Origin of the sequence: uncultured Maricaulis sp. (assembly GCF_963976135.1) — a bacterium.
Classification (GTDB): domain Bacteria; phylum Pseudomonadota; class Alphaproteobacteria; order Caulobacterales; family Maricaulaceae; genus Maricaulis.
In genome coordinates this window covers 1-13,471 of the sequence record NZ_CAXBKN010000083.1, presented here as the reverse complement: position 1 = coordinate 13,471, position 13,471 = coordinate 1, and the positions used below count along the sequence as shown (strand labels likewise).

Below are 13,471 nucleotides of genomic sequence, written 5' to 3'. Positions count from 1 at the left end.
CGGCGCAATGAATTTGCCTATGTCATGCTGCTGCGTGTGCTGCCCCTGCCCTTCTTTCTGGTCAATCTCGCTGCGGCCCTGCTCGGACATCGATTCATGCCCTATTTCGCCGGCACGCTGCTGGGATCGCTGCCCTCCATCATCCTTTACGCCAATCTCGGTGCCGGACTGGGCGAATTGGTCGAGGCCGGGGTGCGGCCGGGCCTGTCCGACCTGACACGTCCCTCCTTTCTGGTCGCGGTCGCGATGGTGGTCTTGATGAGCGCAGTGGCGATCGGGCACCGGCTCTGGGTCCACCGCCAGCGCCGCGAAACCTTGTCGCGGCACGGGCGCTAGGATATGCGGCAAACCACCCATGGATGAGACACCCACACTTCCGGACGCACGCCGCAGTCCCCTGAACCGGCTGGGCGGAGCGGTCGCCGTGCTCTGCCGCGGGCTGATCGAGAGCCTGCCGGGGCAATTGCTGATGCTCACTGTCGGTTTGATCGCGATCGGCGTCGTGCTGGTCTATTTCCCCGCTTCGGCCGCTTACCGCCTGCAATGGATGATGGGGCGGGCCGAGGCGGCTCACCTCGCGGCGCTGGCCGCCGATGTCGCCCCGGGCGGGGCGCTGGGAGAGGATGAGGTCTGGGCGCTGCTGGCGGGCGCTGACGCGGTCGCGGTGTCGCGCGTGCGCAATGGCATGAATGAGCTGGTCCTCTATGCCGGCCCGATGGACGGGCCGCTGGTCGAAAGCGATGTGCGCATTACGGGCTGGGTCGGGCATGTGCGGGACACGGTCGGGACGCTGACGGCCGGGCCCGGCCGTTTCGTGCGGATTCGCGCCACGCCGATGGGACGCCCGGACGAATTGATCGATGTCATCGTCCCGGAAGCGCCGCTTAAGGCCGCGCTGGCTGATTTCTCGCGCCGCTATCTGGCTTATTCCGTCCTGATCGCGCTGGGCGTGGGGGTGATCATCTATCTGTCGCTCTTCTATCTCTTCGTGCGCCCGATGCGGCGGCTGGCGACGGCGATGATTCGCTTTCGTGACGGGCCCAATGATCCGTCCCGCACCATCCGTCCCGGCGGCGCGCGCAATGAGATCGGCCAGGCCGAGACAGAACTGGCGCGGATGCAGACGGAAATCCGTCAGGCGCTGCACCAGCGCGAGCGGCTCGCGGCGCTCGGCGAAGCGGTCGCCACCATCAATCATGATCTGCGCAATGTGCTCGCCAGCGCCCAGCTCGTCTCCGACCGGCTGGCCACCGACAATGATGAACGCGTCCGCGGCATGGGCCAGCGTCTGGTTCGCGCGGTTGATCGCGGCGTGCGCCTGTGTGAGGCGACGCTGGAATTCGGCCGCGCCGAGGAAAGCCCGCCCGTGAGACAGAGTGTGATCCTCGCCGATCTGCTCGAAGAGGCCGCCGATGATGCGCTGCTGATCGAGGGCGGGACCGGGATTGACTGGCGCAATCTTGCCGGACCTGACCAGGTCATCCAGGCCGATCCCGACCATGGGCACCGCATTTTTCTCAACTTGTTCCGCAATGCGATCCAGGCGATGGCCGGCCGTGATGCACCGGCTGTGCTCGAAGTGAGCGCCAGCGGCGAGGCCGGTCTCCTTCGCATTGAGGTGCGCGATACCGGGCCGGGCCTGCCGCCGCGTGCGCAGGACAAGCTGTTCCGTCCCTTCGCCGGCTCGACCAAGCGCGGCGGTACCGGGCTCGGCCTGTCGATTGCCCGCGAGCTGGCGCGGGCGCATGGCGGGGATATCGAACTGGTCGCGACCGGCCCTGAGGGCACGGTGTTTGCGGTGCGGCTGCCGGTCTAGACTTTTTCGGTCACCTTGATCGCCAGCCGGCAACCGGCCTGGATCAGTCCGGACAAGAGCGGATAGCCCGGGGCCTGTTTGGCCCCTTCCTCGACGGCGAGGTCACGATGGGCCAGTTCTTCCAGGCGGAACTGGTCGAACCGGTCGGCGAGTGCGTCTTCGCCCATGGCGCGCAGCTCGGTGATCTGGCCGGCATAATGCTGTTCAATCACGGTCTCGACCGCCTCGGTGCAGGCATGCGCCGCCTTGTCGCCCATCAGGGCTGTCACCGCGCCGAGCGCGTGGCCGGCCATGTTCCAGATCGGGCCCAGGGCGGTCGGGCGGGCCCGGTGTTCGACCAGCAGGGCGTCGAAAGCGTCGAGATGGGCCTGTTCGTCGGCTTCCATCTCCTCAAGCTGGCGGGCAATGCGGGCCTTGTGCGGCAGCTTGCCGTAGATCGCGCGCTGACCACCATAAATCGCCACCGCTCCGTATTCGCCGGCATGGTCGACGCGCAGCATTTGCTCGATCCGCTTGGGGTCGCGGCGCTTGCCGGGCAGGGGGATGCCGGGTTGGGGGATGATCTCGCCGGGCGTGCCGGCGCTGTTGGCGGGGCGGGCGGTCATGATGCCTTCAGCCCGCGATAGCCAATCCAGGCTGCGACCGCCGCCATCCCTGCAGAGATCAGCGCATTATAGCCGGCCATGGAAATGCCCAGCATGCGCCAGGCGGCCTCGTCGCACAGCACGACCGGGCGCTCGCCATTGAGCGCGGCCATGATATCGGCGGCACTGATACTGCCGCCGCCGGAGGCCGTGCAGCTGGCCGGGCCGTCCCACCAGCCATTCTCGATCCCGGCATGCCAGCCGGCGAAACCGGCCGAATACAGCAGCAGGGCCGCCATCGCGAACAGCGCCCAGGGCGCGAAGCGGGCGAGTTCGGGCTTGATCATCAGCGCGAAACCGACGGCAAAGCCAAACGCGATCACGGCCATGTGGATATGGCGCTGGTCATAGCACAGCGCGCACGGGTCGTAATGGCCGATATATTGAAATCCCCAGGCGCCGAACATCATCAACAGCGAGCCGCCCGCGAGCAGGAGCGGCCATCGGGTCAAGGGAAAACGGGACAGGACAGGGTTCATCTCGGGCATGATTACCGACCTTGATTGGGCTCGCACCGTGACGAATGCGCACACAGGAAAACGAATTCTAGAAGACAGATTGCAGGTAAGTCTTGATGACATCAATCACCGCATGTCCGAAAACCAGCAGCAGCGCGATCCAGACCAAGCCGAGTACCAGGCCGGCAAGCACCAGCAGGCCATCGCGCGTCAGCAGGCCAAGCGCCGCAATCGCCAGCGCAATCCCCGGCGTGGTATTGGTCGCCGGCAGCGGGATCAGGATACTGGTGCAGAAAATCACGAATATACCGCCGACAAGGCGTTCCGCCGTCGGGCCCGACAATGCCGTCAGCCGCGGCCGCGCCAGCGCTTCCAGCCAGCCAAACCATTTGCGTCCGCCCTGTGCCATCCGCGTCAGGCCGCGCTTTTCCAGCCGGCTGGCCTTGAAGCGCGCCGGCAGCCAGGGTTCGCCCCGGCCCATCACCATCTGCACCGACAATGCCATCATCGGCAGCGCCATCACTTGCGGCACGCCATAGAGGAATGGGATGGAGACGGGCAGCGCCATCGCGAACAGGATGATGCCGAAGGCGCGTTCGCCCAGCGCATCAACGAATTCACCGAGGCTCATCCCCTCCTCGCCAGCGCCGTCGGCAATCTGTTCGAGGGCGCCAATCAGCCCGCGCGGGGCAGTCGTTTCGGTCATCGGACATCCTGGATCGAAAATCGCGCGCAAGCCTAGCTGTACGAGGGCTGCCGGTCGAGCGCATTGGGCCGTTGACAGCGGGCGCGCGGATCGTCAGCTTGCGCCTCCTGCATTTCCCACGGTTAGCCCCTGTGGCGGAACTGGTAGACGCGACGGATTCAAAATCCGTTTCCTCACGGAGTGCCAGTTCGAGTCTGGCCAGGGGCACCATTTTTCGACAGACCGGTTCCGTCCCGAATCTGCCGTCACCCTCGCCACCGGCGCGGACCGGTGCTAGCGTTTCCGGGCGCCCATCAGGAGACCGGTTCGTGCCATCCACAACCAATGCCTTGCTGTTCGCCCGCGCGAGCCTTGCCGTCATCTTTTTCTGGTTCGGTGCGATGGGCTTCACCCCGGTCGGCGAAACCATTGTCGGGACGTGGATCACCGGTCATGCCTTCCTGTCCGGCCTCGAAGACCAGGCCGCCTCGGCCGCCCGGGCGCTGGGGATTTACCAGATCGTGATGGCCGTGCTGATCGGCGCACCCCTGCCGCTCGGCAGTTTCCGCCGTATCGGCTTCGTCCTCCTCGGGATATTCGCTGCCCTGGCGGCGACAGCACTGCTGACCAACCCCGTCTGGCTCGAGGCCGAGGGCGGGTTTCCGGCGATCGGGTCGGGGCAGGGCATTCTGAAATATATCGCCATTCTCGGCCTGGCCCTGTGGGCCGGCAGTTTCGACAATTCGCGCATCTTCTCCAACCGGACCAGCAAGACCCGCGCGCTCAGCCTGCCGGTGATGTGGGGCGGACTCTTCATCGTGCTGGCCTGGATCGGCCTGATGAAATTCACCGCCGCCGAAGCGGCCGGGATCGCGCCGCTGATTGCCAGCAGTCCGCTGTTTTCCTGGATGCAGGCCTTCATCCCCGAGCGGGTGATCTCGGGCCTGATCGGGGTGATCGAACTCTTCACTGCGCTGGCTTTGCTGGGCTATTGGTTCAATCCGCGCCTGTTCCGGATCGGGCTGGTGATGTCGGTCATCACCTTCGCGCTGACGCTGTCATTCCTGGTCACCTATCCCGGCGCCTGGGACGCGGATCTCGGTGGTTTTCCAGCCCTCTCGCGCAGCGGCCATTTCCTGCTGAAGGACCTGGCCCTGCTGGCGGTCTGCTTCGCCTTCATCACCGAGACCCGGGTGCGGCGCTACCGCTAGGCCGCCGCTTGCCGCAGATTTTGTCCGTAACCTTGTGAAACTTCGTTCACAACACCTGCGCGATGCCGCCCTTTGCTTGACGGTAACCCGGACGCACATACTCTGGCGAAAACCAATCGGGAGAATTGGCCTATGGGAGTATTCACCGCGATAACGCGTGAAGTCGAATTCATGTCGGCGATGCTGCGCGTCCTCGGTCAGATCAAGAAGGTCGGGCCGGCATCAGGCCTGCGCGTGCCCGATCATATCGAAAAGACCGTCGACCGTTTCGCAGACCGGCCGATGGCGCTCACCGATGAGGGTGAGGTCAGCTATGCCCGGTTCGAAGCCTATGCCAATCGGGTCGCTCACTGGGCCCTCGAACAGGGCATGAAGCCCGGCGAGACCGTCGCCCTCTTCATGTCCAATCGCTGGGAATATATCGCTGTCTGGTTTGGCCTGTCCAAGGTCGGTCTGGTGACCTCGCTGATCAATAATCAGCTGCAGGGCAAGTCGCTCGCCCATTGCCTGACGATTGGCGAGACCCGCCATTCCATCGTCGAGGCCTCCCTGGCCGAAGCCTATCTCTCGGCCGAGGCCTGCGGCGGTGTCGAGGCACAAGCCTGGTGCGTTGATGGCCAATTTGCCGGCTCGCGCGATTTCAACGCGGCGCTGCAGCGCCAGAGTGATCAGCGGCCTGATCCGTCCGTGCGGGCATCGGTCAAGCCTTCAGAGCCGGTGCTGAAAATGTTCACCAGCGGCACGACCGGCCTGCCCAAGGCAGCGCTGATGACGCATGTGCGGGCGCTGTATTATCTCAATATTTTCGGCATCGCGGCGAAATGCACCGAGCAGGACCGCATGATGATGGTCCTGCCGCTCTATCACGCGACCGGCGGACTGTGCGGCGTCGGCTGCGCGCTCACCTATGGCGGTGCCCTGGTAATCCGGCCGAAATTCTCTGCCTCCGCCTTCTGGCCCGATACGGTTCGCTTTGGCGCGACTCTCTTCATGTATGTCGGCGAGCTTTGCCGTTTCCTGGTCAATTCACCGGCAGTGCCCGAGGAACATGCCCACCAGCTTCGCTGTGCGATCGGCAATGGCATGCGCCGCGATGTCTGGGAGCAATTCCAGGCGCGTTTCAAACTGCCGCAAATTGTTGAATTCTACGGCTCGACTGAAGGCAATGTCGGCCTGGTCAACGCCACTAATCATCCCGGCGCCATTGGGCGCGTGCCCGCCTATCTGCGCAGCCGTTTCAATATCGACCTGGTCAAGTTCGACCTCGAGACCGAAATGCCGCTGCGCGATGCCAAGGGCCATTGCGTCCCCTGTGCCCCCGACGAGGTGGGCGAGGCGATCGGACGTATTGATCCCGAAGATGCGCGTTTCCGCTTTGACGGTTATGGCAGCGAGGAAGACACCGAGAAGAAGATCCTGCGCAATGTCTTCAGACCCGGCGATGCCTGGTTCCGCACCGGCGATCTGATGACGCGCGACCGGCTGGGCTATTATTATTTCGTCGACCGGGTCGGCGACACCTATCGCTGGAAGTCGGAGAATGTCTCGACCGGCGAGGTGGCCGAGGCGCTCAATTTCGACGGTATCGAACAGGCCAATGTCTATGGCGTCGAGGTTCAGGGCCATGCGGGCCGGGCCGGGATGGCGGCATTGGTCGCCGGGCCTCATGTCGTCGATCTTGAGGCCCTGCACGAGCATATCCACAATGCCCTGCCGGCCTTCGCGCGCCCGCTCTTTCTGCGCCTGCAACAGCAGACCGACACGACAGGCACGTTCAAGCTGCGCAAGGTCGAGCTCGTCAAGGAGGGCTTCGATCCCGATCAGATCGAGGATCCGCTCTATGTCGATCATCCGGTGATTGGAAAATATGTCCGGCTGACGCGCGAGCTCTATGAGCAGATTGTCGACGGGCGGTTGCGCGTATGACGGCCCCGGCGATCACTGCAGCGGATATCCGCACATTCTGGTTTGACGAGGCCGGTCCGGCGGCCTGGTATCGCGTCTCGCCGGATTTCGATGCCCGGATGCGGCGGCGTTTTGCTGCCTGCGTCGAACGCGAGGCGGCTGCGCTGCGCGCCGGCGAACATCCCTGGCAGGGCGATGCAGAGGACGCGCTGGCCCTGATCCTGCTGCTTGATCAATTCCCGCGCAATATCTGGCGCGGTTCCGGCAAGGCCTTCGCCTTCGATGCGCTTGCCCGCCAGGTCGCGCGCTCCATGATCGAGCGTGGCTTCGACTGGGCGATTGCCGAAGAGCATCGCGCCTTCGTCTATATGCCTTTCATGCATTCGGAAGCCCTGGGCGACCAGGATTATTGTGTCGCGCTGGCCGCCGAGCGGCTCGCCGGTCAGGGCACTCACGAACACGCCGTCAAACATCGCGACGTCATTCGCCGCTTTGGCCGTTTCCCGTATCGCAATGAAGCCCTGCAGCGCACCAGCACGCCGGAAGAGATCGATTATCTCGAACAGGGCGGCTATGCACCGGGCCGGATCGACTCGGCAAAAAAGACCTGAGGGCAGTCCTGACCGCAGGGGGATTCTTGCTGCGTTCTCCAAGTCATTGAAATTGCTATAGGCGTGTCAGGCGCGGCGTGGCCCCGGGCTTGCTGATATTCCGGCAAGACCTCAATGCTCCGGAGAGCCCCATCATGCCCCCGCACGTCCAAATCACCGTCGAAGACATCCGCCAGATTGCCTGGACCCTGGTCGATCTGCACGGGCCGAACGCGATCGGTTATGCCGATGAGGCGGTCACCGATCTCGATGGCCAGGGCAAGGTCGAGGGCGCTGATGCCTGGCGCGCCCTGCGCTCGGTGATGGAAGACGCGCTCGCCGGACGCCTGGGCCGGACGGGCTCGCTCTCGATCCACTAGCGGCTTGCGTCATGCCAATGCGATCATGTGACCCGCGCGGGCTCGCTAGGCCGGGATTGTCTGCCCGAACATGATCCGGTGTCCCTCGGGGGTTTCAACGCCGAATTCTCTCAAGCCCCAGGGTTTGTCAGAGATGGTTTGATTAAAGCGGACGCCATTTTTCCTGTATTGGTCGTAGAGTTCATCTATGCCCTCGCAATTCACATAAGCGAACAGGGCGTGATTATTCGTCTCTCTGGCGGGGACTTCCCCCTGACAATCTCCCACCATCAGATGGAAATCATCCAGCTGCAGGAAACACCAGCCGCCAATCGTGTCATTCAACGTGAAGCCCAGCTTCTCCGTAAAATACTTCACGGCCGCAGCGAAATTGTTGACGGCCAGAACGTGCTGAGTTTTTGCGACCTTGAACATGTGGTCTCCTTGATGATTGCGGGGCATTCACAAGCAATATGCTGTGGAGCGCTCCGGCGAGAAAGTGCTCAATTCGACCTGTGCAGGACTTTCCGCCACGGATCACTCGATCGCCGGTTGAATGTGCCGGGCCGCATCGCCTGCCGGAGGGCGGCGGGCATTCCGCTATTGCCGAACAAATCCAGCCCCTGCCGAGGCAAAATGGCGCGATAGGCGACCGCTTCCGCCTATGCTAATCCAGCGCCATGGACACTTCTCCCTGGACCCGCGCCCTGAACAAATTCGGCCTCGAAGACCCGTTCGAGCCCGGCCGTACCGCGGCGCATATGCGCAAGGCCCTGCACGACGCCGCGCCGCATATCGATGTCACGCCGCCGCCGGTCGAGGCGGTGCGCGATCTGGTAATTCCGGGGCCGGCCGGCGAGATCCCGGCCCGGCTCTATATCCCCAATGGCTCGACGGCACCGGCGCCCTGCCTGCTGTTTTGCCATGGCGGCGGCTATGTCATCGGCGATCTCGATAGTCATGACGCGCTGTGCCGGCGCCTCGCCGCGATTGGCGGCGTGCGCGTGCTGGCCATTGATTACCGGCTCTCGCCCGAACATGTTTTCCCGGCCGCCGTTGAGGATGTGCTCGCGGCCTTCGACTGGCTGGCCGGTGAGGGCGCGGCCGCTGTCGGTGCCGATCCGGCGCGGCTGGCGGTGGCGGGCGATTCTGCCGGCGGTGGGCTCGCAGCCATGCTGGCCCAGGCGCGGCGCAGGCAATTGCGCTTCCAGCTTCTGATCTATCCGCTGCTGCAAATGGTCGAGCGCCGAAAGTCCAAACTCAAGGCGCTGGAAGGCCATATCTTCTCCGCGATCACCCTGGATCAGATCGCGCGCTATTATTTCGCCGATGAAAAAGACGCCAGCGACAAGCGCGCATCGCCCCTGCTCGAGGATGATCTGGCCGGTCTGCCGCCGGCCTATATCGCAGCGGCCGAGCTCGATCCGCTGATGGATGAGGGACGGGCCTACCGGGACCGTATGATCGCGGCCGGGGTGCCTGTGGACTACAAGCTCGGCAAGGCGCTGCCGCACGGCTATTTCAACCTGACCGCGGTTCTGCCCGGTGCCCGCTCGCTGATCGACAAGGCCGCGCTGGCGCTCGGTGATGCGCTGCGCGACTGAGGCATTTGCGTTTTGCGCGGCAAGTGCTTAGCTCGTCACCATGTCGAACAATACGCCCTACACGCCCGATCCGCGCTTCATGGCCCTGGGCCCCGATTTCGCCGACCCGGTCCAGCCGGCCGCCTTTCCGGCCGCTATCGAGCGTTTCTGGAATGGGCGCTGGGCCGGCGCGACCGGGCTGGAGACGCTCGACGCGGACGCCCGCATCGCGCATTTCCAGCGCTTTGAAGCCTTGCCGGACAATCTCCCCGAGCCATTGGCGATGCGTTATCACGGGCATCAATTCCGCAGCTATAACCCGCAGATCGGCGATGGCCGCGGCTTCCTGTTTGCGCAATTGCGCGACGGGCAGGGGCGTCTGCTTGATCTCGCCACCAAGGGCTCGGGCCAGACGCCCTGGTCGCGCTCCGGCGATGGCCGGCTGACCTTGAAGGGCGCCGTGCGCGAGATTCTCGCCGCCCAGATGCTCGAGGCGCTGGGCGTCTACACCTCCAAACTCTTCGCCGTATTCGAGACCGGCGAGCCGCTGCAGCGCCATGACGAGCCCTCGCCGACGCGCTCCGCCGTCATGACGCGGCTGGGGCATTCGCATCTGCGCTTCGGCACGTTCCAGCGCCAGGCCTATGAGCAAAGCCCGGAGCGTATCACCGCGCTGATCGATCACGCCATCGCCGAATATTATCCCGCCCTCGAAGGCAGCGAAGACCGGCCCGCGGCGCTGCTCGAAGCGGTCGTCGCCGCCAATGCCCGCCTCGCCGCGAGCTGGATGGCGGCCGGCTTCGTCCATGGCGTCCTCAATACCGATAATCTCAACCTGACCGGCGAGAGTTTCGATTACGGTCCCTGGCGTTTCCTGCCGCATTACGATCCCGGCTTCACAGCCGCCTATTTCGACGAGAGCGGGCTCTATGCCTATGCGCGCCAGCCCGAAGCGGTGTTCTGGGCGCTGCAGCAATTGGCCGGCGCCCTGTCGCTGGCCGGCGAGCGCGAAAGCCTCGAGGCGGCGCTCAACACTTTCCCGGCGCTCTACCGCCAGGTCCTGCTGGACGCTTTCCTCGCCCGCTTCGGCATCGCCTCAAACGGTGACGAAAATGACGAGGCCATGCTGCGCGCCTTCCTCGCCTTCATGCACGCCACCCGCCTGCCCTGGGAGGCGGCGATCTTCGACTGGTTCTGCGGCGCCGCCTCGCAGGCCCGCGCCCTGCAGGGCCCGCGCGGTGCGGCCTATACCGGTGAGGCCTTCGAGGCCTGGCATGAGCTTTTCATGCAGCACGAGCCGGTGCGGCCGGAGCGGCTGCAACATGCGTATTTCGCGCGCGCCGAGCCGATCGCGATGACGATCGATGTCGTCGAGGCGATCTGGGCCCGCATCGCCGAGGATGATGACTGGTCGGCGCTCGACACCGCGCTGGCCGAGATCGAAATGGCGCGCCAGGGCTATGATCTCGGCCGCGATCGCATCGGATTCTTGCCATGAGCCTTGATCTTCTCACCGCGCCCCTGCTGGTGCGCGATGATCTCGTCCACGCCTTCACTACCCGCGCCGGCGGTGTCAGCGAGGGCGCTTACGCCTCGCTCAACATGACGCGCTCGCGCGGCGACAGCGCCGAACATGTCGCGACCAATCGGACACGCGTGCGCCAGGCGCTGGGGCTGGATTATCTCGCCTTCGCGATCCAGGTGCATGGCAATGCCGTGGTGCGTGTCGATGCGGCGCCCCGGGGCGATCAGGCCGCCGGTGAGGCCGATGCGATGATCACCGACCGGCCCGGCATCGGCCTGGTCTGCCAGACCGCCGATTGCACCCCGATCCTGCTGTTCGATCCGAAACGCCGCGCCGTCGCCGCGATCCATTCCGGCTGGCGCAGCACGGTGCTCGATATCGCCGGCGAAACCGTCGCCGCCATGGTGCGCGAATACGGCACCGGTCCCGCCGATCTCATCGCCGCCATCGGCCCGTCAATCTCGGCCGCCAATTACCGTGTCGGCCCGGAAGTCGTGGCGCAGTTCGAGGCCATCTTCGCCGACACTGCCGGCATCCTCATCTCGCCGGACGAGGAGGGCGGCGCCCGGCTCGATGTCGGCGAAGCCTGCCGCCGCCAGCTGATCGCTGCCGGCATCCCGGCGCGTCAGATCGAGCGCTCGGACCTGTGCACCTATGCCGAAGAGCCCCGTCTCTTCTCCGCCCGCCGCGCCCACCATCGCGGCCAAAGCGGCGTGTTCGGCGGCCAGGCGGGGATTATCGGGCTGCGGTGAGTGCCGGTGCTTTCGCCCGCGGCCTCAAGCGCCTAGATTGACGAACCAAACCACCCACAAGGATCCCCCCATGCCCGCTTCTCTCGGTTACGCCGCCTCTGCCCCCGACGCCGCCCTGGCGCCGATCCGTTTTGATCGCCGTGAGCCGGGCCAGGGTGAGGTGTTGATCGAGATCGCGTATTGCGGCGTTTGCCATTCCGATCTGCACCAGGCGCGCGGCGAGTGGGGCAATACGCTTTACCCCTGCGTGCCCGGCCACGAGATCATCGGCACGGTGACGGCGGTCGGTGACGGCGTCTCCAAATTCAAGACCGGTGACAAGGTCGGCGTCGGTTGCATGGTCGATAGTTGCGGCCATTGCACCAGCTGCGATGACGGGCTGGAGCAATATTGCGAAACCGGGATGACCGGCACCTATAATGGCCGCCTTGCGGACGGGACCCACACCTTCGGCGGCTATTCCCAGCGCATGACGGTGAAGGAGGATTTTGTCCTGCGCCTGCCCGAGGGCATGGATCCGGCCGGTGCGGCACCGCTGCTGTGCGCCGGCATCACCACCTATTCGCCGCTCAGCCACTGGAAGGTCGGCCCCGGCCAGCGCGTCGGTGTCGTCGGTCTGGGCGGACTGGGCCATATGGGCGTCAAGATCGCCGCCGCGATGGGCGCTGAAGTCGTGCTCTTCACGACCTCGCCCGGCAAGGCGGAAGACGCCAAGCGCCTCGGCGCCAGCGAAGTCGTGATCTCCAAGGATCGCGACCAGATGAAAGCCATGCGCGGCCAGCTCGACTTCATCCTCAACACCGTCGCCGCGGCGCATAATCTCGATCCCTTCCTCGACTGCCTCAAGCGCGACGGCACCATGGTGATGGTCGGTGTGCCCGAAGTGGCGCATCCATCGCCCTCCGTCGGCCGCCTGATCGGACGCCGCCGCGCCATCGCCGGCTCCTTGATCGGCGGCATCGCGGAAACCCAGGAGATGCTGGATTTCTGCGCCAAGCACGGCCTCGTCTCCGACATCGAGATCATCCCGATGGACGGCATCAATGATGCCTATGAGCGCATGCTCAAGGGCGATGTGAAATATCGCTTTGTCGTGGATATGGCGACGCTGGGCTAGGGGCTGGGGCGAGGGCCCGAATTTGCCCTGTCACTGAAATACACTGTCTGCCATCCTGTCACGGCGCACGGATTAGCTTTGTAGCGCGGGGGGATGCAGGCCGTGCGCGGGTGACAGTCAGACTGTCACCTGTCACGGGCTGTCATGTCCCGGGCGCCTGTCACAACGCCCCGCCGCCCGGCTGACGGTGGGGAAATAGGGGTGGGGCCAACAATGTCAAAGAGCGCGAAAATCCATTGATTATAGTCCGCCACTGCTTGGGGTGGATAAGCTGCGCGTCAGCGGGCCGCCTTCGCCCTTTCGGGCTTTGCCGGGAAGCATGGTGGCCCCGGCGCGATGTGAATGCGCGACCTGGAGCTTGGGAATGACGCGTTCTTGATGCCAACTCACGGGGTTGGATGTAAGCCGTGGCGTATATGGCGCTCGTCTTTTCAATGGTTTGCCGGGCAGAAATATTGTCGACGCCCTTGCCTTGACTTGAACGGTTAGGGTAACACTATCGCTATGAAAATTCAGCGAGAATTCGAAAAGCGGTTCACCGGGACTTTTCAACCCATCTTCATTTGGGGGGTGGGTGCCCTCGAACTTGCGCTCGTCATATACACGCTCTATCTGGAATTTTTGACAGGGACCGGGCCGTCCCTGTTATCGACGGTGTTGCCCTTGAGCGTGGCCATTGCGATTGCATGGGCCGTCCTGGCCGTGCTGATCACACTGGCAATTGTCGGCTTTCGCAATCGTGCCGATCGCAAAAAGCCCTGATTGCCAGTCCGCAAAAATGGACGGCGCGATCGCCGGCAAGCTTCACGAAGCAATTGGTGACAGG

The 13,471-nt window shown here is 64.4% G+C and carries 15 protein-coding genes and 1 tRNA gene; 12 read left to right on the top strand and 4 right to left on the bottom strand.

What is annotated here, in order from left to right; translation table 11 throughout:
- On the top strand, window positions 1–336 hold a 336-nt coding region (locus tag AAC023_RS11235; RefSeq protein ID WP_339741245.1), incomplete at its 5' end, for a VTT domain-containing protein.
- Between the two features lie 19 nt (window positions 337–355).
- Window positions 356–1,816 carry a HAMP domain-containing sensor histidine kinase gene (locus tag AAC023_RS11230; protein WP_339741244.1) on the top strand — a complete coding sequence of 487 codons (1,461 nt, stop codon included), beginning with the start codon at window positions 356–358 and terminating at the stop codon, window positions 1,814–1,816.
- Here AAC023_RS11230 and AAC023_RS11225 read toward each other — a convergent pair.
- The 3 genes from AAC023_RS11225 to AAC023_RS11215 form a co-directional block, all read right to left on the bottom strand.
- Window positions 1,813–2,421 carry a demethoxyubiquinone hydroxylase family protein gene (locus AAC023_RS11225; protein ID WP_339741243.1) on the bottom strand — a complete coding sequence of 203 codons (609 nt, stop codon included), beginning with the start codon at window positions 2,419–2,421 and terminating at the stop codon, window positions 1,813–1,815. The genes AAC023_RS11230 and AAC023_RS11225 overlap by 4 nt on opposite strands.
- Window positions 2,418–2,912 carry a disulfide bond formation protein B gene (locus AAC023_RS11220; protein ID WP_339741242.1) on the bottom strand — a complete coding sequence of 165 codons (495 nt, stop codon included), beginning with the start codon at window positions 2,910–2,912 and terminating at the stop codon, window positions 2,418–2,420. The genes AAC023_RS11225 and AAC023_RS11220 overlap by 4 nt, the downstream gene beginning before the upstream one ends.
- A gap of 94 nt (window positions 2,913–3,006) precedes the next feature.
- Window positions 3,007–3,624, bottom strand: a complete 618-nt coding sequence (locus AAC023_RS11215; RefSeq protein WP_339741241.1) for an exopolysaccharide biosynthesis protein — start codon at window positions 3,622–3,624, stop codon at window positions 3,007–3,009.
- 125 nt (window positions 3,625–3,749) lie between these two features.
- Between AAC023_RS11215 and AAC023_RS11210 the strand changes: the two genes are divergently transcribed.
- The 5 genes from AAC023_RS11210 (at window position 3,750) to AAC023_RS11190 (ending at window position 7,689) form a co-directional block, all read left to right on the top strand.
- Window positions 3,750–3,834 (top strand) — tRNA-Leu (locus AAC023_RS11210).
- Window positions 3,835–3,932: 98 nt separating this feature from the next.
- The gene (locus tag AAC023_RS11205; protein WP_339741240.1) at window positions 3,933–4,814 is read left to right on the top strand and encodes a DUF417 family protein; all 882 of its coding nucleotides are present in this window, start codon (window positions 3,933–3,935) and stop codon (window positions 4,812–4,814) included.
- Between the two features lie 132 nt (window positions 4,815–4,946).
- On the top strand, window positions 4,947–6,740 hold the full coding sequence (locus AAC023_RS11200; protein ID WP_339741239.1) for a long-chain-acyl-CoA synthetase: 1,794 nt from the start codon (window positions 4,947–4,949) through the stop codon (window positions 6,738–6,740).
- Complete coding sequence (locus AAC023_RS11195; protein WP_339741238.1) at window positions 6,737–7,330, top strand: DUF924 family protein; 594 nt, start codon at window positions 6,737–6,739, stop codon at window positions 7,328–7,330. The genes AAC023_RS11200 and AAC023_RS11195 overlap by 4 nt, the downstream gene beginning before the upstream one ends.
- A 134-nt stretch (window positions 7,331–7,464) precedes the next feature.
- Window positions 7,465–7,689 carry a hypothetical protein gene (locus AAC023_RS11190; RefSeq protein WP_339741237.1) on the top strand — a complete coding sequence of 75 codons (225 nt, stop codon included), beginning with the start codon at window positions 7,465–7,467 and terminating at the stop codon, window positions 7,687–7,689.
- 45 nt (window positions 7,690–7,734) lie between these two features.
- Here the strand turns inward: AAC023_RS11190 and AAC023_RS11185 are convergent, their stop codons facing one another.
- Complete coding sequence (locus tag AAC023_RS11185; RefSeq protein ID WP_339741236.1) at window positions 7,735–8,103, bottom strand: VOC family protein; 369 nt, start codon at window positions 8,101–8,103, stop codon at window positions 7,735–7,737.
- 245 nt (window positions 8,104–8,348) lie between these two features.
- On the opposite strand from AAC023_RS11185, the gene AAC023_RS11180 reads away from it, so the two are divergent.
- The 5 genes from AAC023_RS11180 (at window position 8,349) to AAC023_RS11160 (ending at window position 13,407) form a co-directional block, all read left to right on the top strand.
- Window positions 8,349–9,272: an alpha/beta hydrolase gene (locus AAC023_RS11180; protein ID WP_339741235.1), complete on the top strand. Its 924-nt coding sequence runs from the start codon at window positions 8,349–8,351 to the stop codon at window positions 9,270–9,272.
- A 40-nt stretch (window positions 9,273–9,312) separates the two neighbouring features.
- A complete protein-coding gene (locus AAC023_RS11175; protein ID WP_339741233.1) occupies window positions 9,313–10,749 on the top strand; it encodes a YdiU family protein in 1,437 nt (478 codons plus the stop codon).
- Window positions 10,746–11,528 carry a peptidoglycan editing factor PgeF gene (pgeF, locus tag AAC023_RS11170; protein ID WP_339741232.1) on the top strand — a complete coding sequence of 261 codons (783 nt, stop codon included), beginning with the start codon at window positions 10,746–10,748 and terminating at the stop codon, window positions 11,526–11,528. Before AAC023_RS11175 ends, pgeF begins: the two co-directional genes overlap by 4 nt.
- Window positions 11,529–11,598: 70 nt before the next feature.
- Entirely contained in the window at window positions 11,599–12,645 is a 1,047-nt protein-coding gene (locus AAC023_RS11165; protein WP_339741231.1) for an NAD(P)-dependent alcohol dehydrogenase, read from the top strand.
- A gap of 504 nt (window positions 12,646–13,149) precedes the next feature.
- A complete protein-coding gene (locus AAC023_RS11160) occupies window positions 13,150–13,407 on the top strand; it encodes a hypothetical protein (protein WP_339741229.1) in 258 nt (85 codons plus the stop codon).
- Window positions 13,408–13,471 lie beyond the last annotated feature (64 nt).

What these genes read in the sequence shown, in the direction of transcription:
- AAC023_RS11195 (WP_339741238.1), top strand. Translation starts at nt 6,737, where the DNA reads ATGACGGCCCCGGCGATCACTGCAGCGGATATCCGCACATTCTGGTTT.
- pgeF (WP_339741232.1), top strand. Translation starts at nt 10,746, where the DNA reads ATGAGCCTTGATCTTCTCACCGCGCCCCTGCTGGTGCGCGATGATCTC.
- AAC023_RS11225 (WP_339741243.1), bottom strand. Translation starts at nt 2,421, where the DNA reads ATGACCGCCCGCCCCGCCAACAGCGCCGGCACGCCCGGCGAGATCATC.
- AAC023_RS11175 (WP_339741233.1), top strand. Translation starts at nt 9,313, where the DNA reads ATGTCGAACAATACGCCCTACACGCCCGATCCGCGCTTCATGGCCCTG.
- AAC023_RS11180 (WP_339741235.1), top strand. Translation starts at nt 8,349, where the DNA reads ATGGACACTTCTCCCTGGACCCGCGCCCTGAACAAATTCGGCCTCGAA.
- AAC023_RS11200 (WP_339741239.1), top strand. Translation starts at nt 4,947, where the DNA reads ATGGGAGTATTCACCGCGATAACGCGTGAAGTCGAATTCATGTCGGCG.
- AAC023_RS11160 (WP_339741229.1), top strand. Translation starts at nt 13,150, where the DNA reads ATGAAAATTCAGCGAGAATTCGAAAAGCGGTTCACCGGGACTTTTCAA.
- AAC023_RS11215 (WP_339741241.1), bottom strand. Translation starts at nt 3,624, where the DNA reads ATGACCGAAACGACTGCCCCGCGCGGGCTGATTGGCGCCCTCGAACAG.
- AAC023_RS11185 (WP_339741236.1), bottom strand. Translation starts at nt 8,103, where the DNA reads ATGTTCAAGGTCGCAAAAACTCAGCACGTTCTGGCCGTCAACAATTTC.
- AAC023_RS11190 (WP_339741237.1), top strand. Translation starts at nt 7,465, where the DNA reads ATGCCCCCGCACGTCCAAATCACCGTCGAAGACATCCGCCAGATTGCC.
- AAC023_RS11165 (WP_339741231.1), top strand. Translation starts at nt 11,599, where the DNA reads ATGCCCGCTTCTCTCGGTTACGCCGCCTCTGCCCCCGACGCCGCCCTG.
- AAC023_RS11230 (WP_339741244.1), top strand. Translation starts at nt 356, where the DNA reads ATGGATGAGACACCCACACTTCCGGACGCACGCCGCAGTCCCCTGAAC.